Origin of the sequence: Spelaeicoccus albus (assembly GCF_013409065.1) — a bacterium.
Taxonomy (GTDB): Bacteria; Actinomycetota; Actinomycetes; order Actinomycetales; family Brevibacteriaceae; genus Spelaeicoccus; species Spelaeicoccus albus.
In genome coordinates this window covers 428256-447223 of the sequence record NZ_JACBZP010000001.1, presented here as the reverse complement: position 1 = coordinate 447223, position 18968 = coordinate 428256, and the positions used below count along the sequence as shown (strand labels likewise).

Here is an 18968-nt window from a genome sequence, read left to right as displayed (position 1 = left end):
GGTCTACCGTGCCCGATGCGGGAGTACCGGCGGGCGCCGATCTGAGCCGGTCAGCGCTCGCCCGACACCCGTTCTTCGTCATCGGAATACTCCGGCGGATACGCGTCCGAATAATCGTCGTCGGCGTGGTCGCCGGTGACCGACTGTCCTCCGCCGAGTTCGCGTTCCAGTGCTGTGTAATCAGTATCCGGGCTGTAATATTTCAGCTTCCGGGCGACCTTGGTCTGCTTTGCCTTCGCGCGGCCGCGGCCCATCGGCACCGACCCCCTCACGCGTCTACCCGGGCAGGCACATAACTGTGCGGCCTCGGGATCCCATACATGTCTCGACATAAAGAGATTACCTGTTTTGTGATTTTTTCTCTATCCGACGGGGGCGGGAACGGCTTAGCTGTTGGCGTAATGGCCCGTTTCCGTGCCGGAATTCGCCGTCCGGAGTGCCAAAATGAGAGTGTGCGAAGTTCAATCCGTGGATACGAGACATACCTTCGGGTCTTTGAACCGTTGTCGGCGCATCCGGAACTGGAGCCCGAACTGCTCGCCGTGGAACGCGGACACATCGAAGCCAGGAGTGATGAGGCCGCCGATCGGCGTCTGCTGACCACTCCGGTCAATCCGATTCCGGCGCCCGACGAGACGGCCGTGCTTTCGCTTCCGGCCGGCACGTGTGGAGACGACGTCGACCGCGTGTGCCCCGTGCAAGAGCAAATGCGCAGCTGGCACGCTTTGGACGCCCTCGAGCAGGTATGGCCCGAATCGGCAATCGACCTCGTCGCCCCGCCGTCGGTGCGCCGTGCGGCTGCCGCGGATCGTGCCGATTGGGCATTGAGCGAACGCGACTCGCGGGTATTCACGCGAATGGCGACGTGGGAAGTGCCGTTGTCGTGGTTCGTGGTTGTCGACACCGATCAGGACTTGGCGGACACGTCGGACGGCGTGCGGGTGCGCACCCCGATGGTGGCCGCCCAGTCGCGGGCCGAATGGGCCGCGGAGATCGTGACTGAGCATTTGGCCGAAGAAGATCTGGTCACGGAGTTGGCCGAACTGGTGGCCTGGTTGGACAACTTCGACCTCGGATCGATCGTCGAGCTGGACTACGGCGGTCTCGGCAATCTCGTCTGGCCGGATCCGTCGACCTACGACGTGCACGAAGGCATTCAGGCTCTCAGCGAAGGGGACGGTTCCGGGGCAATCGCCGCCTATCAGCGGTTCGCCCATCGCTGGCATCGCGTGGCGGCGCTGGCCCGCGCCTCCTAGCTCGCCCGGCGAGATCGCAGGCGGTGAACGGAGCGCGGCGACCGGACGGCGTCCGGTTTGAGCTGTTGGCGCGTTTTGACCGGTGTTGTACCGGTTTCGGTATATTTTCAGCGCTTCGGGCGTGCCCCTGAATGAACCCTGACATTCTTGTGTGCACACATGCCGCGTGAGTCGGCGCGCCGTCCGGAACCGATGCACGCGGCAGATTTGAAGGGAGAGCACGATGACGAGCTTTTCACCTTCCTTGAAGGATGTGCTGCTCACGCCGGGTGAGGTCGCGACCTTGTTCCGGGTCAATCCGAAGACTGTGTCGCGATGGGCGTCGACCGGCAAACTGAACTTTATCTTGACGATGGGTGGTCATCGAAGATTTTGGAAATCGGACATCGACCGGGTCCTCGGCATCCCGCCCGGCAAGACGCCGCTGGAGCGCGCAAGGATGCGGCACCGCTTCGAGCCGCCCCGCTGACTCCGCGCCGGCCCGCACGGGCGGCGGGATAGACTTGCCGCGTGACAGTGAGCCCCGCCACCCGATACAGCTGCATCCTCTTCGACCTCGACGGCACGGTGACCGACAGTGCTCCGGGAATCGTCGAAAAGATCGGTGAAGCCCTGGTGGCCGCCGGCCATCCGTCGCCCGATCCGGACGAACTCAGGAGGCACTTCGTCGGTCCGCCGCTGTCGGAATCGCTACGCGACTATGCGGGGATCGAGGGACGGGAAGCCGACCGGATCGTCGCCTACTACCGGCAGGCCTACACGTCGCGCGGGGTCGTCGGCAACAGCGTGTACGCCGGAGTCCGAGAGCTGCTCGGACGCATTCGGGACGCCGGAGTGCCGATGGCGATCGCCACTTCGAAGCCGGAAATGCAGGCGAACGCCGTGCTGAGCGAGTTCGAGTTGGCCGAATTCTTCACAGTTGTCACCGGGTCGACTCTCGACGAATCGCGTAGCACGAAGGCGGACGTCGTGGCCGAGGCGTTGCGACGGCTCCGAGTCGCAGGCGTCGATGTCAGCCGGCCCATCATGGTCGGCGACCGTCGGCACGATATCGACGGCGCCGGCGCACACGGTATCGAGTGCGTCACGGTTGGCTGGGGGTACGGGGCGGCCGAGGAGATCGCGCACGCCGCCCATCATGCACCGCGCCCCGATGACTTGGCCGAACTGCTGCTTGTTTCGTAGCCTTCCCCGACGCGCGGCGGTGGCCGTACAGTCATTTCACCGTGCTGCAGCTGTCGCCGCTGTGGCGGGCACGGCGACCGACGTCAGGGCAGCGGACAGCGACTGCGTCGGATCCGTCGGCATCGTAGTGGCGCGCCACGCGATGTACCCGTCGGGCCGGACGAGGACGGCGCCGCCGGAATCAACGCCGTATGCGGTCTCGAACGCGCCGGGTTCCGCCGGGCTCGCGTCAACCCCCATCCGGACGCCCGTGACGGGGATACCCGATTGCCGTGCCGCCGTGATAGCCGGGGCCCAGCGGCCGTCCTCGGTCAACAGCGTCCAGCCGTGCCCGAACAGATCAAGCGTTGATGTCGCGGGGCCGTCGCCCGTTATCCGCACATGCGGCGCCCGGGTGCCGGGCTGGCCGGCCCAATCGCGGGGGACCCGGGCCGGCGGCAACTCATGGCCGGCTCCCAGGACGGCCGTCGACCGGTACAGTTGGCCGAGCTCGATCGCCGAATCGTCCAGGATCGGTATCTCCATCGCGTCGGTGCCCAGATGGGCTTTGAAATCGGCGCGGGCAAAGAGTTGGTCGTGCCGAAGATCGGCAATCGGGCGGCGTTCGGCGTCGTAGGTGTCGAGGAGTTGCGGCGCACACTCACCGGCCAGAACCGCCGCTAGCTTCCAGGCCAGATTGTGCACGTCGTCGATGCCGGTATTGGCTCCGAAGCCGCCACGGTTGGGCGGCAGCTGGTGCGCCGCGTCACCGGCGAGGAACACCCGCCGGTCCGAAAACTTGTCGGCGACCAGCGCGGCCAGCTCCCACCGGCCGGTGGTGACCAAATCGATCGGCACGTCCGTGCGGCCGATAGCCCGCTGTACGGTACGAATCTGCTCGTCCGGATCCAATTCGACATCGCCCGCGAGCATGAGCACCCATCGCCCGTCGGAATAGGTGGTGAGGAACGCCTGGAAATCCGGCTGGTCGATCTCGAACTGGACGACGCCGTGTTCAAGATAACCGTCCAACGGAGCGCGGAAAAGAATGCTGCGCTGCACGGACAATCGGCCCCTGCCGTGGCGGGCGATCCCGGCCGCCTCGCGGATGGTGCTCGACCCGCCGTCCGCGGCAATCACGTATTGTGCGCGCAGGCGATATTCCCTGCCGTCGTCGCGGCCGCGCAGTGTGGCCGTGACGCCGTCGTCGTCCTGCGCAAGAGCGAGAACCTCCGTCCCAAGCCGCATCTCGGCACCAAGGGCACGTGCGCGATCACGCAAAAGGGGCTCCAATCGGTCTTGCGTGATCGCGGCGGCGTGCGCCGGTGACTCGTCGGCGCCGTAAGTTCCCTTGCCGCCGGGGGACCACGGGTATTCCTCGAACCAGTCGCCCGCGAGGCTGTGCACCCGGGCCCGGCGCGGCGGCGCCATTCCCTGCTGTGAGCGAGGCACGCCAACGCCGACTTGCCGAAAGTGTTCCATCGTGCGGGTGGTGAAGCCGATGGCGCGCGGATGCGGCGAGCTTCCGTGGTGTTTGTCGATTACGACGACGGGCACACCCCGCCAGGCGAGGAAGACTGCGGCGGACAGGCCGACGAGGCTGCCTCCGACGATCAATACGGGTGTCGTTGAGTTCTGTGGTGCGGTCATCGGATTCTTCCAATCGCGAGGTCGGTGTGCCCGTCCAGAAAAACACAACTGAATAAAAAAGACAAATCATTTAAAAAATAGAGTGAATTAATAGCGCTGGTAGGATCGGGACATGACTGCGGAACCACTCGGACGTCGGGAACGTAAAAAGGCCAAGACCCGGCGGGCTCTGGCCGATGCGGCGCTACGGCTCTTCCTGGAAAAGGGATATGACCGGGTGAGCGTGAAAGAGATTGCCGACGCCGTGGACATCTCGGTGCCGACCGTGTTTTCTCACGTGCCCGATGGCAAAGAGGCGTTGATGTTCGACGACGGCGTGGAACGGCGAGAGGGTCTGCTCGCCGCCGTCCGGGAACGCCGGGCCGGGCAGTCGGTCATGTCGGCACTGAGCGAATTCATGGGCGGGCGCGGGCCGTTCGTGACCAACCCGTCCCCGGAATTTCGACGGCGCACCGAATTGATCATGAACACTCCGGCCCTTCGGGACTACACGCGCACGTTGTGGATCCGCTGCGAGGCCCCGCTTGCCGCGGCGATAGCTGCCGAGCTCGGGCGCTGCCCGGGCGATCCCACCGCCCGAGCGGTTGCGCGGTACGTGTTGGAAGTGCCGCAAATCGTCAGTGACGACCCGGAACCGTCGGCGGCGCTCGAGGCCATCTTCGACCTGCTCGAGCACGGCTTACGCGGGGTGGCCTCGACGACCGGCGGCGGTGCCGGCGGCGAATGAAAAAGGCCCCCGGCGTACCGGGGGCCCGATGTGGTGGCTCCGACCGGCGTCGATCCGGTGACCTTTCGAGTAAGAGTTTCGCGCTATCGGGGGTTTCTGCGGACTGCCATAACCCTCGGTCCTGCCTGGTCAGAGGCGCAACAGAATACTTTTCTCTGCTAGTAGCTGTCGTTGAATCTGCGGGGTAAATGCGGGGTCTCCTATTAGTCCTGCGAAAGCTAAGCACCGGTTCGTACGAACGGGAGCCGAAAAGTGCAAGGGTTGTATACCTCGGCTTCCGGGCAGCTACATGCGCTGCGTTGGGTGCGGCCGGACACATCGGTATTCGGGCTATTTTCGGGCTTTCCTCTCCCAGATAGCGTGATCAGCCATCCAAGGCGTCACTCCTATGGAGGATGCAGCTTCGGCGAGCAACGTGCGTGCTTCGGTGACAGTGACCTCGCGGCCAAGAGTCTCTTGCAGCAGCGACAGGATGTGCCGATCAGGCTTCACGTGGGAATCGTTGCCGGCATTCATCCACAAGTAGCCGGTGCGGACGGCGTCGATGCCGTGGCCGGGAACCTTGGCGAGTGCTTCTTCAACTCTCTTTACACGGCTGACGTCCGACAGCAGTTCGCTGACTTCCGTCAGCGTCTCTTTCCCGTGGTCGTGCTAGATACCCGCGGTTTGCCGAACTGCGGCAGCCTTCAACACCCGGCTCCGCGTCGACGTCCGCTGCTTGTTGCGCAATATCTCACCTGCGAAAGCCTCGTCTGCCAGGGAATCGATCGAATCAAGGAAACTGGTGAGTGTTTGTTCGTCGTCGCGCGGACTGATCGCGTCGGATAAGGCGGCTCCCGTCAAAAGCACGGAAGAAAGCTCTGCCCAGTCCGCGTAACGGTGGACGACCCGGACGACGACGGAATCGTATTTGGCATTGATCGAGTAAACGGCGTCCAGAACGCACAGGCTCAAGTGCCCCCATCTAGCGTGTCTGGGCTGAGGGGCCAACGCCTTCGCCGCGGCAGCTACCGCGCTAACGTCGGATCGAACGGTTTGTGAGCTACTAGACAATTGCCCCGTTGACGCCTTGTGGACCTTTAGCGTATGCGTCACTACTGACACTGCGAATTGGGTGGATTGATTGGGTCAGAAAGGTGCCGCTTTGAGTGGGCGTGATCGCACTGAGCGATTCACTGCGAAAGCTGCCATTCCTGGTGACTTGGAGTCGCAGCACACCCACTTTAGATTTGCGAGACGGCATCCTGATATACAACTTTTACGATGTCCGATACGAGGGGAACGTGAGCAATGAAGCTCAAAGATGCGCTCGATGAGGCGACTCGCGAGAAGCTCGCAGAACTAGCTCCACGAGCGAAACGAAAGCCGGGGCCGCGGCCGAGGCCCGCGAACGCTGCACCGATTCGACACGTTGAGTACCGTAAACCTGTGCGCAATCCCGCGCCGGAGCCAGCTGTCCGAGCCCCCAAGGTGAAACAACGACCTGCGCAAAAAGGAGGGAAGCGCAAAGCGGTCAGACGAGCCGAGAGTGAGTTGGCCGTCCTATCAAAATCGCTGACCATGTTGATAGATCACGGCGCGGCGATTCCCGAGATCAAGCAACTGCGACGTCGGAGCCGTGAGATATGGCGGAAAGTGAACGCGCTGCCCGAGAGTGCGAACGGCCGGCAAAACGTGCTCAAGTTGGCTGACGAGGTTCACGCTGCCGCGGCAGCAGCACTGCAGGCTGGTGGGAAGGTGCAGGCTCAGCGCACGGGACGTGTGAGCCGCGCGCGTTCTGGTCGTCGTGGGGGCCGCGCACGCGGCAGCAGCAGCAAGTGGGCCGGTACGACGACGCGGATCACGTCAGTCGTCGGCGGCGGACTCGTCGGGCGCAATCGGACGCATTGATGGTCTTCCGTGGGCGGCCGACGGATAGCGCGGCGGCGTGGTCGATGTCGGAGACATATGCCAGTTCCTCGCCGTCGGCAAGACGAGTCGACTTGATAATTCGCGGGTAAATTCGACCGGCTCGCTGTCGAGTGCGGAAACCGAAATGGACCTCTGGGGCACGCTGGACTGCACGTCAGAGACTCCGCGCGCGAACATATGTGTGGTGCAAGGAGGTGAGATACGCGGAGCCTTGGTAACCTCTGTCGTGTGACTCTTGGCCTCCCTGATGACCCCGCTCGCGACGGCGTTATGCGCGAGATGGAGCGCCTTGATCCTGACGCGATGATAACGGGACAGGTCCTGCGTGACACCTTCGACCAGCTCTACGACGGCGTCCGGACACGGAGGTACCGGTGGGACCAGCTGTTCAAGACCGAGAAGACGCACTTCGGGACGCTCGTGGAGATCAACCTCCAGCGCGAGTTCGAGTACGCCGACGGAATGAAGCTGGACTATTGCATCGCGGGCCACGAAGTCGACGCGAAGTATAGTCAGAGTTCGGGCGGCTGGATGCTCCCGCCAGAGGCCATTGGCGAGCTCTGCATGGTTGTCACCGCCAGCGACAAGAGGTCACAGTTCTCAGTCGGCGTAGTCCGGGCGTCGGAAGACCTGCTCAATGGAGGACGGAACAGAGACGCAAAGCGCACGCTCTCCGCAGCCGGAAGGTCAATGATCGCCTGGCTGCGGAAGGACGCTGAGCTGCCACCGAACACTCTGCTGCACATGCGCGAGGAAGACGTGGCCGCAGTATTCGCGGCCGGTGGCGGCACCGCGCGTGTATCCGAGCTGTTCCGGCGCACGGCAGGGAAGATCGTCGGCCGGGCATCCGTAGCGACCGTCGCTGCGCAGCTCGATGTCACCCGGCGCGTCCGGGGCGGCCAGAGCGGATCGCGGGACCCACTGGCGTCTGAAGGCATCGTGATCCTCGGCGGAGCCTATGACTGGCAGCGGGAGGCTGCGCGTGAGCTCGGACTCCCTGTCCCGCTCCGGACGGAATACGTCGCCGCATACGTGGCTCCCGCACCGGCAGACTGGCCCGGCCGCGTCGCACGCGGACCGTCGGGACTGGCCCTGAGGGCGGTGGATTCGAACGGCCGCGAGGCGTTTGACCCCCTCTGGTACCGGCCAAGCCGCGCATAAATCAGCGCGAGTCCCGGCCGTGTCGGTGGCATCTGTCAGAATGAATCATCATGGACGGGACCACGAGTACTACTGAGCTGACAGCGGTTGAGATCTGCGCCGGGGCGGGGGGCCAGAGCCTCGGCCTCCACCTGGCGGGCTTCAGGCACACGCTCGCTGTTGAGCTGGATCGGGACGCGGCAGAGACTCTACAGCGAAACCTGGCCCGCCTGGCTTCTGACGAGGGCCAGCCGGAGCCGGTGGTCGCCGTCGGCGACGTCGCAGACGAATCAGTATGGCAGCCCGCGGAATACAAGGGAGTCTCGCTGCTCGCGGGCGGCGTGCCATGCCCGCCGTTCTCGATCGCCGGTAAGCAGTTGGGATCGTCCGACGAGCGGGATCTGTTCGCGTGGGCAGTAGAGGCGGCTGCTCAGATGCAGCCCGATGCTGTATTGCTCGAGAACGTTCGTGGCTTGTCGATGCCGCGCTTCGCCGGGTACCGGCAGGCAGTGCTCGATCGGTTCGCCGAGCTGGGATACCGCGCCGACTGGCGGCTGCTTGAGGCCAAGGACTTCGGCGTTCCGCAGCTGCGGCCCCGTTTTATTCTCGTCGCTCTCCGCGAAGAGTTCGCTCCGTACTTCGCCTGGCCCGAGCCAACTCCAGCCGTGCAGACCGTGGGTGCTGCGCTCTACGACCTGATGGCCGCGAACGGCTGGAAGGGTGCGGAGACCTGGTCGAAGCGCGCCGACCGAGTGGCCCCGACCATCGTCGGCGGCTCCAAGAAGCACGGTGGCCCCGATCTGGGTCCGACCCGCGCGAAGCGTGAGTGGCGGTCAATAGGTGTTGACGGATTGGGCATCGCAGACGCGGCTCCTGGCCCTGATGCGCCCGTCGGCCTCGCCCCGAAGCTGACGAACGAGATGGTAGCGCGAATCCAGGGGTGGGCGGGCCCCGGTTACGAATGGGACTTCGGCGACCGCAAAGGCCACAAGACGGCAACCTACCGCCAGATCGGCAACGCGTTTCCTCCGCCGGTGGCGCGCGCGGTTGGGCTCGCGATTGCCACGGCGCTCCGCAAAGAGGGCCGCCGGGCAGGCGACCACGGCGGGGACAGCAAGTACCGTGACGAGGTATACCGGGCGTTGCGGGAGCATGGCGGATTCATCTCGATCGCTGGCCTGCACAAGGCGCTCGGTGGCGGCCTCTCCGACAGCGATATCGAGCACCGGATCGAGTTTCTCAGACAGGACTTCGAGATTGAGGTGCGCCGCCGTGGCAAAGTGCCCACTTACCGGCTGGGTGAGTGGCGTGCGTTCCGGGGCCAGGAAGACCATGCCCGCCACGCGGCGTTCGCCACGGACAAGCTGCGCTCGAAGATCAGCTAGTCTCCTGGCCCTCGGAGGCAATCTCGCTGAGTTGCTCGACCGTCAGCCAGGGATGTGCGCGGTGAATCATCCGATGGCAGTTGGAACACAGCAGTGCGAGGTCGGCAAGCGAAGTCTCGGTCGGGCCCGACACGTGCAGCGGCACGCGGTGATGGACTTCGATATACCCATGCCCCCGGTTGCCGTAGGCGGCCCCGAAGTTGAACCCGCACACTTCGCATTCGATCGCCCCGCCTGCGGCACGGACTGCGTTTATCTTCGCCTTCCTGATTCGCTTATCCCGCTCCCTGGCTAGGTGTGCTCGCTCGCGGACGCCCCCTTCAGACGCTGGGACGCCTAGATCGGGATCGACGACGCGACCTGACGACGGAAGGGCCCCACCCTCAGTCGCACGCTCGCGCACGTACTCCGCCTGGGCGACCATGCCGCTCGGATCGGACTCGAATTCTTGGACGACCTCGCGCGTCAACGCGCCGCCCTTAGTCCGCACGCCTGAGTATGCCGAGTGAGCAGTCATAATGTCCGACGTCTTCCGTGAGACGCTACCGGGGCTCCGGAAGTCGTGAGGGCGTGCGTCGACTGGATGTATGTCGAGTTTCTGCAGCAATTTCGACAGTTCTCGTGCTTCGGCATCGCCGGTTCTGAGCTCGTGCCAGCTGTTGGCAGCTACCGCCTCTGCCACCAGGATGATCTCTTCGCGGGCCCACGCCGGGTTCCGCCGCTTGTTTAGTGAAGTTTCGTCCATCCTGTAACGCTCTCGCAGCTAGCATGGCGTTTGTGGGAGGCTCGCGGGAGAATGAGTCCGTGACGGGAGGGCCAGTGTCCGGGGGGCGCACCCGGCGCGGCACGTCCCTGTCTGGCTCGTACGCGTCGACACCAGGCGTTCGCAGCCGGATGCAACTGCAGCGCACGCGCGACACGGCCCCAGAGATGGCATTGCGCCGCATACTTCATTCGATGGGCCTGCGCTACCGCGTAGACCGCTCCCCGCTGCGCGGGTGGCGGCGCAGAGCAGACATCGTGTTCGGACCTGCGAAGGTCGCCGTTTTCGTAGACGGCTGCTTCTGGCACGGCTGTCCTGAGCACAGTCGGCGGGAGACCAAATCGAACCCCGGCTATTGGTCGGGCAAGATCGCGCGGAACCGGGAGCGGGACGCGGACACGGACGCGCGGCTCGCGGATGCGGGGTGGACAGTCTTGCGCGTGTGGGAGCACGAGTCGCCTGTCTTGGCAGCTGACCTCGTTGCCAAGACCGTTAAGGAGATGCGAGGCCAGTCGTGATGTCCTGACTCGCTTGCATGATCAGCGGAGCCAGGCCGTTCGAGGTGTTCGTCGGTCAGCGGCCATTTATCGTGCGATGGTTATCTGTCGATCGTCGCGGACAGCGTGCGTGCCGAAAGTGGGACACTAGACGACATGGCGGAATCTACTTCCTTGCCTGGAACCCTGGTCGAGCCCGAAGACCTCATCGCCCTCGGGTTCGTACCGCACGACCTCGACTTCGGACAGCATGTTGAATGGCCCGGCGGCACTGGCATCGAGTGGGCCACGCTCGGGCAGGTGCCCGACTCTGCGGGGGTCTACCTTTTCACGATCGGCGACGGCGACGTCGTTCATGTTGCCTACGTCGGTCTCACGACTCATCTGTGGATGGTCACGAAGGGGCACCTGCCGCACAGCGGGGGAGCGCGAGGCGGGCAGCGCTACGGAAAGCCCCGTCACGCCGGCGTGACGCGCAAGCGCGTCAACGCGCTGATCGCACAGCAGGTCGACGCCGGGCGCACAGTCCAGCACTGGCTTCGCGAGTTGCCCCGTGACCTCATCGTCGATGAAGAGGATAGGCTCATCCATCTCTGGAGTACTCGGTCGACGGGATGGAACATCGGCTGAGTTCGGTTCGCGGGGTGACTGTGCGGAATTCAGGCCGTCACGTCTCGCTCATCGCCAAGGCTCAGGTCGCGTCGGGCCGTGGTTTGGCCGGGTCATTCGCCCGCCGCGGCGCTCGATACTCTGAGCGTGATGCGGACCTCGTTCCCCTGCTCGGGATTGACCGCGGAGTGTAGGCCCAGATGCGTGACGCGGCCATCGCGAATGTTCCATTCGCCGGCACCGTCGTCGCGGCCGAGGATGGGGCCCAACGAGTCGATGGTCGCTTTCCAGAGGTTGGGCCACGACCGGCGCGGTCCAACGACGAACGCGATCTGCAGCGCGACCCCGGCACCGCCCAACGGAGTCGCCGCCGAGACCTGATCACGGATCTGTTCCTTGTACGCTGTGGTGTCCGCAGCCGGGGTAGTCTCGACGTCGAATGAGTACGTACCTCCCGGATCCGTTGTCGGCACGGCGGTTCCGACGAGAACTGACGAGCTGGTGGCGTGCCGCTTCGTCGCCCATACGGAGACGAACTGTCGACCGGTGCGCTTCGTAAGCTGTGGGACCAGTGGGAACAGGTAGTTGTCCAGGTCGTGACGCTCGAGAAGCGGTACGGCATCCGGCAGACCGACGTCGAGCAGCAGGCTGAGAGGATCCGGCAGCGCCGCCATCTTTTCAGCCGCGAGATCGTGGACGTCGTCGATGAAGTCAGCCGAACGGATCTGGCTCGGTGAGCCTGCTGCGTCCCAGCTCGCCGGCGCGGGAGCAACGTGCAGAAGGCTGCCGCGGCCGGCCGGCTTCTCATAGAACATCGGGGCTCCCATGACAGCACCGTACTGTAGTCGACACCAACGAGACGTGGGTCTAGCGGAGGTCGTAGCGGCCAAGACGTTCTGGCAACGCTCTCGACCGTAGTTGTAGAGGCGTGTGATGCCGTAGGCGTGCTGGATTCGATTCAGCCCGCGAGTCCAATGGCGGCGGCCGAGCGCGGTGCCGAGTCGGCGATGGCGCGCGTCATCGTCGTTCTTTGACGCGCGGCTGAGGTAAAACTGCCTGCGTCTGGCGTCTATAGCTCGCACCATAACGCCGAGTATTCGCTGGTGCGGACGTTACGGGCACGGGGCGAGTCTGTGGGCAGACCGTGTTGATCGTGCGCGATGTCCCGGTCTGCTGAGACGCGATCAGGAAGTTGTGCGCTCTTCTGGGGTCTTCATCTGTGCGATCGTCTCGATCTTCGGGCTCTCGCGCCGCCCCCTCTTGGCGGCGGCACGAACGAGAGAACGCGCAAGTCGGATATCCGACGGGGAGACCCCGGTGCGCGCGCTCATGGCTGCTCCTATTCGTCGGCCCCATTGTCTCGCACTGACGCCGATGCGTCCACGTGCCGACTGTTCTGCGTGGCCTCAAGCGGCATGGCCAGCAGCGGCTCTGACATCGACTTACTTCGGTCGCATCAAAGGGCGAGCTTATCTCTTCGAGAGTATCGATGCTCCTACAAGACGGATCCGCGTCGTGACCGATTCCGCCTCTTCGAGTTGTCTGACCTGGGCGCCATGCTTGGGGTCATGAAGCCAACTCTTGAGCTCGACAGCATCGGCATCTCCGTACGGATTTTCCGGGACGACGCCGACGAATACGGCGTACTTCGCGCGTTCGTCGCTACGGTTTACGACGATGCTGAGTCGGATGGCGAGTCAAGGCAGATCGGCACCATCTCCGGCTGGGTCACCTGGTACGCGTTCTCTGAGCGGCTGTTGGATGCAGGGGACTCGATCAGTACTGACGCGACGACCCTCAGCTGGGCGGTAAAGGAAATCGTCGAGGCGCACGGGGACGACCTGATCTCCTCTGCGATCCTCGTCGATCGGATGACGCTTGTCGAAGAGTGGCGCGGTCACAAGCTCAGCGGCGCACTCATCGCCAATCTCATCGATCTGCTCCAACTTGAGCCCTTGGAGACCGTGGTCGTGCTGGAGCCGGAGCCTCAGCTTCCGGGCGGTGGTGGCCCCTATGAGTACGGTCCTGAGCGAGATAGCGCGATGGCGAAGTTGCGCTCGGCGTACCGGAAGAGCGGGTTCGACCCCTGGGGTGATGGTCCTGCCTGGTGGCGGCCGCTCCGCGCGACGGATGACCATAGCGACTGACTCTCATGTGTCTCCCAAGACGACATGGCAGGTGATCTCGACGTCTGACCACCGCTGACCGCGAGATCTACGAACCGGACCGTAGGACGGGATCTTGTGTGCCGGCCGCCGCAAAGGCTGTTGCCGAGCTGGACTCGTGTTGCGAAATGCTGGAGGCACCGACGCGGAAATCTCGTGTCTGCCTCTGACTATTCCTTAGGTGACGTGTTCGGCAGGAGCATTCCGGCGGGGGCAACGTTGAGGGCGGAAGCCAGCGCGTCGAGTTGGTCGAGCGTGACAGGTACCGTCGCCTGCTCCATCCGGTTCACTGTCTTGCGGTCCATCCCGGCGGCAGATGCCAGCGCGAGTTGAGAAAGTCCCGCAGCCCTGCGCGTTGAACGCAGGCGTTCGGCGAAAATGTCGCGTAGTGGATTCGTGGCCATGGGGCTACGCTATCCGAGGCGCAAGGCCATCGGGGCATGCTCACAACCTGCCGAAGTGCCGCAGACGGGCTGTCGTTCGTTTTCGAGGCGACGGAGGGCTGGCTGTGTCGTCTGAGCGCGGCAATCCTCGATAGATCGTCTTGGCCCGCGAAAACCTGTTGGTCTGTCCCAGATCAGTCGGCGGCGTGCTCGTCAAGATGCGACAGTCGGACCGTGCGGCGATGCTTGATCTTGATACGGGAGCCGGCGGTGTCGACGTCGTAGATTCGCACGTCCGGGTCGCTGTGGAACCTCTCGGCGAAGTCGAACAGGCCAGGCTGGTTGTCGTGGTCGTTCAGCCAGGTGACTTTGCGGCCGTCATCGATCCACGCCTTGGTCGTCAACGACCCCAACAGCAGTCCGGCAATCGTCCCGGCCGCAGCGGGCACTGTGTAGTCCCGTGACTCACCCCGCGAGAGGTTGTGAACCGGACAGACCAGCATGGGCATCCGGTAGAGCAACTCGGCCCCGTCGCCTGCCGAGTACCGCCGGCTCGATGCGTACTCCCATCCGGTTGGCGGTGGCAGGGTTGGTACGGCGCGCAGCACAACTCCCGCTAGGTGCGGAAAATAGCGCCCGCCGACGTCCTTAACTCGGGTGACCGTGACTTGGGTCGTGGACTCGTCGACCGGTGTGCGTGAGCTTCTGATGCCGACGCGGACATCTCGGTTTGCCTTGTCCGGCTTGCGTCTCCACCAAGCCATTCACCTCACCCCTTACTGCGGCCGTTCGCGCGCGTCGATCTGCCCGCCTATTGTCACATAACGGCCAGTCGGAATCGGCTCAAGGTTGCGATGCTGGTATCGGTGAGGCACGTCGTCCGTAGACCTCGTTCAGTAGGCACACCGTCATCCGTCTCGAAATTGCGGCCAGGTTCACGGTGCCGCTCGCTCAAAAATGCGCCGGGTGTCCCACTCGATAACCGTGGATGCAGGTAGAGCCCAAAATTCCACTCGTCGATGCCGTGGATTTCACATTCAGCACCAATTCGCAGTGCACTCTTCGTCGAGGAGTTGCCTGGCGGCCGCGACGAGGTCCAGGTTCCGGGCGATTAGCATCCGCCACGCCGCGCGAACGTGCCTATCCTCGCTGAAACAGGTGTCGGGGTCTGCGAGATCGATTCGGCCCTCGACCTCGTCCCAGGACAGGCCGAATTTCCTTGCTCGGTCGATCTCCGCGGCGGTCGCCCAAATCGCCCACATGTCGTTGCCGTCCTCGCGGGCACGGATCAAGATCGTGCGCGCACCGGCGATGCCGTCGTCGATCGCAGGATGTGGCATGGATCAGTCGACCCACCATTGGTCATCGGGCACGCCTGACTCGTTTTGCTCATGGGCGTCGTCCATGATCAACGGCGTCCATCCGCCCAGTGCCTCGGGCGACAAACACGTCATGCAGCAGCACAAGCCGAAGTCGACGCACTGCAGCAGCAGATCACGGTCGTGGACGGTGTGCCAGTCACCTGATTTCCGATTCGGGCCGGGCACGGTCCCACAAAAGGGGAGGAGTTCCCCCGGATTGACGAGGTGATGGACGACGTCGGCGGTGATGGCAGAAGTCATAACTTCCATATTGCCACCGGTTGTTCCTGTCGTTACTGCTCGGCCTCGGCTAGAAGTGACCCGGCAGGCACCTGGAGTTGTTTGGCGAGGTCGTCGATGCTGTCGAGGGTGAGATTTCGTTCGCCGCGTTCCAGGCCGGCGTAGTAGCGCGGGGTAACGCCGAGCACCTCTGCGAGTCCCTCTTGAGTTAGCCCTCGAGAGCGGCGCAATGCGCGCGCGTTCGATCCGAGGATCGATCTCAATGATCTTTCAGTCATTATTCAATGCTTTAGTGTGGAAGCGATAACAACCAGGTAGTCATAACTTCTAGTTTGTGTATAGGATGGTCTCCAGATCGTCCGAGTCGGCTCTCGTCGCGCCGTCTACCCGCGACCGTGCGAAATCGACGGGACTCGATCAGGACTCCTGAATCACATTTGAAGGCTAGGAGGCAGGTAAATGGGCACCGATTGGGAGGAAATCCTCGATGCTGACGGGGAGGACGTAGGGGATGTGTACGAGGACCAAGTGGCCACGGCCATGGAACAGGAGGGGTAATCATGACGACACGATCGATCGTCGAATCGGATCTCAGTGGGGCAGCCGACGCCATGGAAACGCGTCTCGGGTACGCGGATACCTGGTATGTGGTTGATCTGACGAAGCAAGAGCAGCAAAAGCTCGAAGCCGTGCTCGAGCCGTATCTCGGATCAGGCCGTCGGGCGCTTGCGAAGGACACTGCGCGCAAGCGGGAGGTGCCCGAGACGACGTCTCAAGAACGGGACGAGATTCGGGCTTGGGCAGTCGAGCAAGGCTTTGCGTTGGCCGATCGCGGCAGGATCCCGAAGAAGATCATGGCCGCCTACGACAGGGCCCACGAGGTGAACCGTGCCGCGTGAGAACGCGCGCCGCTAAGACCCATTTCAACCGAAAAAAAATACTGGAGGTATTCGCGTATATGACCATCAGGACCGCTCAGCGGGCCGCCACCGCCGCGGCCCTGACCCTGACTGCTGCCATGGCACTGACTGCCTGCGGCGGGAGCAGCGACTCGGACGTCAAGGCCGGTGGTACAACCGCTGGAGCAGGCTCCAGCCAGGCTGCCGGTGACACCGGTGATGCAGCCGTCTACCAGTTCAACAACACCCGCGTAGGCGACAGCGAAGACGAAACACCGTTCGTCACGACCAAAGATTCGATCATCATCAAGATGCCCGACGAGCTGAAGGCTGCGATCCCCGACGGATCACGCGTAGCGATCGACACGTTCACACTCACGCCGCAGGCCTTCTCGACCGGAATCTGCCGGCTCGATGTCGCTATCGACTACGCCGGTGGCGGCAAGAAGGCCCTGACCTCTGTGGACCCATACGGCGAGGACGAAGGACCCGCGTCGAACCTCCTGGTGTACATGATCGACCATGGTCTTGAGACGAACGGCGGCGACAAGGTCGTCGACAAGGTTCCGAGCAATGACCAGGTAGAAGAAGGATCCACCTACGTCACTAAGGACATGGAGCACATCACCTTTGTCAACGAATGCAGTGACGACAACGAGGATGACATCTTCGAGCTGACCAACCCGTACATCGAACAGGATTCGAAAGAAGCTGGAAATGACAAGTTCGCCAGCGTAGACATCGCCATGGTGTCCGGTGGCGGCCAGTCCGGCGGTGCGGGTACCACCACGATCATCACTGGCGGTACCGCTGCCGACGTGAGCATCGACGGAAAGTGGAAGCAGCCCACCGAAGAGGACTGAAATGGGCTATCTTGGCGACGACCAGAAAGCGCTCGTCACGTTCATCCTCAAGCGCTTGCGCGAGAAAGTCGATGTCGAGCGGCTCGTCACGAGCTGACTGCAGACGAGGCCATCGTTGAAGCCGGTCGGCACGTTCAGGGACGATATGCGGGTAGCTCAGGTGTGATTGGACCCTGACGACCGCCGAGCCGGAACTGGCCCGGACGAGTTCCCGGATGGCCGGTGTAAAGCTCTGAGCCCTCGGCCCGTGATGTGAGCTTTAAACAGTGTCTTCCGCCGCTGTCGGGAACTCGGTCCACTGATAGCGTTCGTCAGTTGCCGACACCGCGAGCACCCAGCAGTTCATGGGCGCGAAGCCCAGTGCTCTCAGAGATGTAGCCCAGGATAGAAAAGACTTCGTCTGCTTCTCCGTTACCGCGGGACCGAGGTCGGCTTGACTTGTGATCTTGAGGTCGAGGACGTCGCAGCGGGTTCTGTCCAGGCCGCCGACGAGGTCCGGCCGCGTGATGGACGGGCGCATCTTCCCGGGTGCGGCGAATGAGGGCTGCGACCACAGCCATCCCCAGTCTCTGTCAACGGCTTCGTCCTGGAGACATTCTGCCGCACGGTCGGCCGTGGTTTCGAGCCGCTCCATTGCCCATTCGCGAGACTCACTGTCCAGCTCGAAGAAGTCGCCGCGCGGCTTGGGCCACCACGGGCCGGCGGGGTCCAAGGCCACTTCGGCCGTGGACCAGGCGCGCCGTGCTCCTCGGGACTTGAGGCTGCCAGCGATGAACGACGCTGCCTGTCCAACGTCTTCCCGGATCGTCGCTACGCTTTTCCAGTGACTGTCTTCCGCGTCCCTGTGGCGGCGGTGTCCGCGTCGGAGCACCTGTGGTTTGGCGTACGGCATGCAGACTGCCCGGTCCACGAGCGTTCCCAGCACGGACTGACGCGTCGGTCCGTTGCTCACGGCCGGTTGTGCTCACTGAGGGTCGTGCTTCCGCCGGCCCACTTCATGCCGCAGGTCGGGCACTGGATATACCAGTTGTCAGTGGCCGGAGATTCGATCATGCGCCCGATCGGTTCGCCGCTCGAGGGGCAACGCTCGTCCCGGTCGTTTCGCGTCGATTCCATTGTCATTCCACTTCTCCTTCGCTTGAACCCAGCGTGTAAAACGACGCTATCGGGAGGCACCGACAGCCGTTGCTGTGATGGTGAATAGCGGCAGAATAAATAGGGCGTCGCAGTCTCGACAGGGCGCCTCGCTCAGTAGCCGATCTCGTCGAGGTTCAACATCTGCCGGATGACGCTCGCCGCAGCCGCGCGGGCTTCTGCCTGGACCGTCTCCGGCTGTCCGTCGAAGAAGTGCGCGCCGTCGATAGCCTCGGCGGCCCAGGCTTCGAGATTGAAGGCGACCTCGGTGTCGCCGGCCATCTGTGCTTTGTCTTTGTGGTCGGCAATTACGGTGCGGGCGCGCTGCTCGATCACCTGCAGGATGATGTCGGATCGATTCTCGTCGCTGAGCGTGTTCCAGTCGGCCGTCCCGGCACCCTCAAGTTCGATGGAGTCGATCTCCGCTCCGAGGGACTCTGTGTTCGTCTGGCACCGGGGGCATACCAGGGCCGTCGCGTAGCCGGCGTTGAAGTCGACGTTCCAGCGGCCGGCGTCGTCGTCTGATTCCCGGTACTGCCGTCCACATCGCACGCAGTTGCGCGTCGCGTCGGACTTCATGAAGGCATTGCCCATATTGTTCCTCCTGGGTCGATCTGTGCCCGTGACCGCGTGTTTCGCGGGATCACTCGTGGTTTCGACGCTATCGTGCTGGCGGCTGTTCGTGGGGTTGCGTGACGTTGTGCCAACGGCTTCCTCGACCAGCGTTGTGGAGCAGCTGGCGGGCGAAGACTGAGATCGCTGACTCGTTGGGCCTGCGTCGAAGAGCCAGCTTTGACGTCCAAATCGCTCCGGAGGGTGTG

24 protein-coding genes are annotated in these 18968 nt (G+C 63.6%); 13 read left to right on the top strand and 11 right to left on the bottom strand.

Annotated features, from left to right (window positions below):
- Positions 1-50: 50 nt before the first annotated feature.
- Complete coding sequence (locus BJY26_RS02160; RefSeq protein WP_179429724.1) at positions 51-254, bottom strand: DUF3073 domain-containing protein; 204 nt, start codon at positions 252-254, stop codon at positions 51-53.
- Positions 255-452: 198 nt separating this feature from the next.
- Here BJY26_RS02160 and BJY26_RS02155 point away from each other — a divergent pair, with 198 nt between their 5' ends.
- From BJY26_RS02155 to BJY26_RS18915, 3 genes are all read left to right on the top strand, one after another.
- Positions 453-1256 carry a DUF8083 family protein gene (locus BJY26_RS02155; protein WP_179425259.1) on the top strand — a complete coding sequence of 268 codons (804 nt, stop codon included), beginning with the start codon at positions 453-455 and terminating at the stop codon, positions 1254-1256.
- 223 nt (positions 1257-1479) lie between these two features.
- Complete coding sequence (locus BJY26_RS02150) at positions 1480-1725, top strand: BldC family transcriptional regulator (protein ID WP_179425257.1); 246 nt, start codon at positions 1480-1482, stop codon at positions 1723-1725.
- Between the two features lie 41 nt (positions 1726-1766).
- Complete coding sequence (locus BJY26_RS18915) at positions 1767-2441, top strand: HAD hydrolase-like protein (protein WP_179425255.1); 675 nt, start codon at positions 1767-1769, stop codon at positions 2439-2441.
- Between the two features lie 36 nt (positions 2442-2477).
- Here BJY26_RS18915 and BJY26_RS02140 read toward each other — a convergent pair whose 3' ends face one another.
- Positions 2478-4070 (bottom strand): FAD-dependent oxidoreductase, encoded by a 1593-nt coding sequence (locus BJY26_RS02140; RefSeq protein WP_179425253.1) that lies wholly within the window; start codon positions 4068-4070, stop codon positions 2478-2480.
- 112 nt (positions 4071-4182) lie between these two features.
- On the opposite strand from BJY26_RS02140, the gene BJY26_RS02135 reads away from it, so the two are divergent.
- The 5 genes from BJY26_RS02135 to BJY26_RS02115 all read left to right on the top strand — a co-directional run bounded on the left by BJY26_RS02135 (position 4183) and on the right by BJY26_RS02115 (position 9233).
- Positions 4183-4797, top strand: coding sequence for a TetR/AcrR family transcriptional regulator (locus BJY26_RS02135; RefSeq protein ID WP_179425251.1), 615 nt, complete (start codon positions 4183-4185; stop codon positions 4795-4797).
- Positions 4798-5058: 261 nt separating this feature from the next.
- Positions 5059-5625: a hypothetical protein gene (locus BJY26_RS02130; protein WP_179425249.1), complete on the top strand. Its 567-nt coding sequence runs from the start codon at positions 5059-5061 to the stop codon at positions 5623-5625.
- Between the two features lie 732 nt (positions 5626-6357).
- Entirely contained in the window at positions 6358-6687 is a 330-nt protein-coding gene (locus tag BJY26_RS02125; RefSeq protein ID WP_179425248.1) for a hypothetical protein, read from the top strand.
- Positions 6688-6936: 249 nt separating this feature from the next.
- On the top strand, positions 6937-7869 hold the full coding sequence (locus BJY26_RS02120) for a NaeI family type II restriction endonuclease (protein ID WP_179425247.1): 933 nt from the start codon (positions 6937-6939) through the stop codon (positions 7867-7869).
- 50 nt (positions 7870-7919) lie between these two features.
- Positions 7920-9233 carry a DNA cytosine methyltransferase gene (locus BJY26_RS02115; RefSeq protein WP_179425246.1) on the top strand — a complete coding sequence of 438 codons (1314 nt, stop codon included), beginning with the start codon at positions 7920-7922 and terminating at the stop codon, positions 9231-9233.
- On the opposite strand, the gene BJY26_RS02110 is transcribed toward BJY26_RS02115, so the two are convergent.
- On the bottom strand, positions 9226-9978 hold the full coding sequence (locus BJY26_RS02110) for an HNH endonuclease (RefSeq protein WP_179425245.1): 753 nt from the start codon (positions 9976-9978) through the stop codon (positions 9226-9228). The two genes, BJY26_RS02115 and BJY26_RS02110, sit on opposite strands and share 8 nt — an antisense overlap.
- A 23-nt stretch (positions 9979-10001) precedes the next feature.
- On the opposite strand from BJY26_RS02110, the gene BJY26_RS02105 reads away from it, so the two are divergent.
- Positions 10002-10514: a very short patch repair endonuclease gene (locus tag BJY26_RS02105; protein ID WP_342354633.1), complete on the top strand. Its 513-nt coding sequence runs from the start codon at positions 10002-10004 to the stop codon at positions 10512-10514.
- A 135-nt stretch (positions 10515-10649) separates the two neighbouring features.
- Entirely contained in the window at positions 10650-11123 is a 474-nt protein-coding gene (locus BJY26_RS02100; RefSeq protein WP_179425243.1) for a hypothetical protein, read from the top strand.
- A gap of 92 nt (positions 11124-11215) precedes the next feature.
- Here the strand turns inward: BJY26_RS02100 and BJY26_RS02095 are convergent, their stop codons facing one another.
- The gene (locus BJY26_RS02095) at positions 11216-11929 is read right to left on the bottom strand and encodes a hypothetical protein (protein WP_218852215.1); all 714 of its coding nucleotides are present in this window, start codon (positions 11927-11929) and stop codon (positions 11216-11218) included.
- Positions 11930-12670: 741 nt separating this feature from the next.
- Between BJY26_RS02095 and BJY26_RS02090 the strand changes: the two genes are divergently transcribed.
- Positions 12671-13249, top strand: a complete 579-nt coding sequence (locus BJY26_RS02090) for a hypothetical protein (RefSeq protein ID WP_179425241.1) — start codon at positions 12671-12673, stop codon at positions 13247-13249.
- A 188-nt stretch (positions 13250-13437) separates the two neighbouring features.
- On the opposite strand, the gene BJY26_RS02085 is transcribed toward BJY26_RS02090, so the two are convergent.
- The 5 genes from BJY26_RS02085 to BJY26_RS02065 all read right to left on the bottom strand — a co-directional run bounded on the left by BJY26_RS02085 (position 13438) and on the right by BJY26_RS02065 (position 15529).
- On the bottom strand, positions 13438-13671 hold the full coding sequence (locus BJY26_RS02085) for a helix-turn-helix domain-containing protein (protein ID WP_179425239.1): 234 nt from the start codon (positions 13669-13671) through the stop codon (positions 13438-13440).
- A gap of 173 nt (positions 13672-13844) precedes the next feature.
- Positions 13845-14414 carry a hypothetical protein gene (locus BJY26_RS02080; RefSeq protein WP_179425238.1) on the bottom strand — a complete coding sequence of 190 codons (570 nt, stop codon included), beginning with the start codon at positions 14412-14414 and terminating at the stop codon, positions 13845-13847.
- Between the two features lie 273 nt (positions 14415-14687).
- Entirely contained in the window at positions 14688-14990 is a 303-nt protein-coding gene (locus BJY26_RS02075) for a hypothetical protein (RefSeq protein WP_179425236.1), read from the bottom strand.
- 3 nt (positions 14991-14993) lie between these two features.
- Positions 14994-15272, bottom strand: a complete 279-nt coding sequence (locus BJY26_RS02070; RefSeq protein ID WP_179425234.1) for a hypothetical protein — start codon at positions 15270-15272, stop codon at positions 14994-14996.
- Positions 15273-15304: 32 nt separating this feature from the next.
- On the bottom strand, positions 15305-15529 hold the full coding sequence (locus BJY26_RS02065) for a helix-turn-helix domain-containing protein (RefSeq protein ID WP_179425232.1): 225 nt from the start codon (positions 15527-15529) through the stop codon (positions 15305-15307).
- 282 nt (positions 15530-15811) lie between these two features.
- On the opposite strand from BJY26_RS02065, the gene BJY26_RS02060 reads away from it, so the two are divergent.
- Together BJY26_RS02060 and BJY26_RS02055 are read left to right on the top strand one after the other, a co-directional pair.
- Positions 15812-16150: an Lsr2 dimerization domain-containing protein gene (locus BJY26_RS02060; protein ID WP_179425230.1), complete on the top strand. Its 339-nt coding sequence runs from the start codon at positions 15812-15814 to the stop codon at positions 16148-16150.
- Positions 16151-16209: 59 nt separating this feature from the next.
- Positions 16210-17013: a hypothetical protein gene (locus BJY26_RS02055; RefSeq protein ID WP_179425228.1), complete on the top strand. Its 804-nt coding sequence runs from the start codon at positions 16210-16212 to the stop codon at positions 17011-17013.
- A 259-nt stretch (positions 17014-17272) separates the two neighbouring features.
- On the opposite strand, the gene BJY26_RS02050 is transcribed toward BJY26_RS02055, so the two are convergent.
- Both BJY26_RS02050 and BJY26_RS02045 read right to left on the bottom strand, forming a co-directional pair.
- Complete coding sequence (locus BJY26_RS02050) at positions 17273-17905, bottom strand: hypothetical protein (RefSeq protein ID WP_179425227.1); 633 nt, start codon at positions 17903-17905, stop codon at positions 17273-17275.
- Between the two features lie 356 nt (positions 17906-18261).
- Positions 18262-18741 carry a hypothetical protein gene (locus BJY26_RS02045; protein ID WP_179425225.1) on the bottom strand — a complete coding sequence of 160 codons (480 nt, stop codon included), beginning with the start codon at positions 18739-18741 and terminating at the stop codon, positions 18262-18264.
- Between the last annotated feature and the right edge of the window lie 227 nt (positions 18742-18968).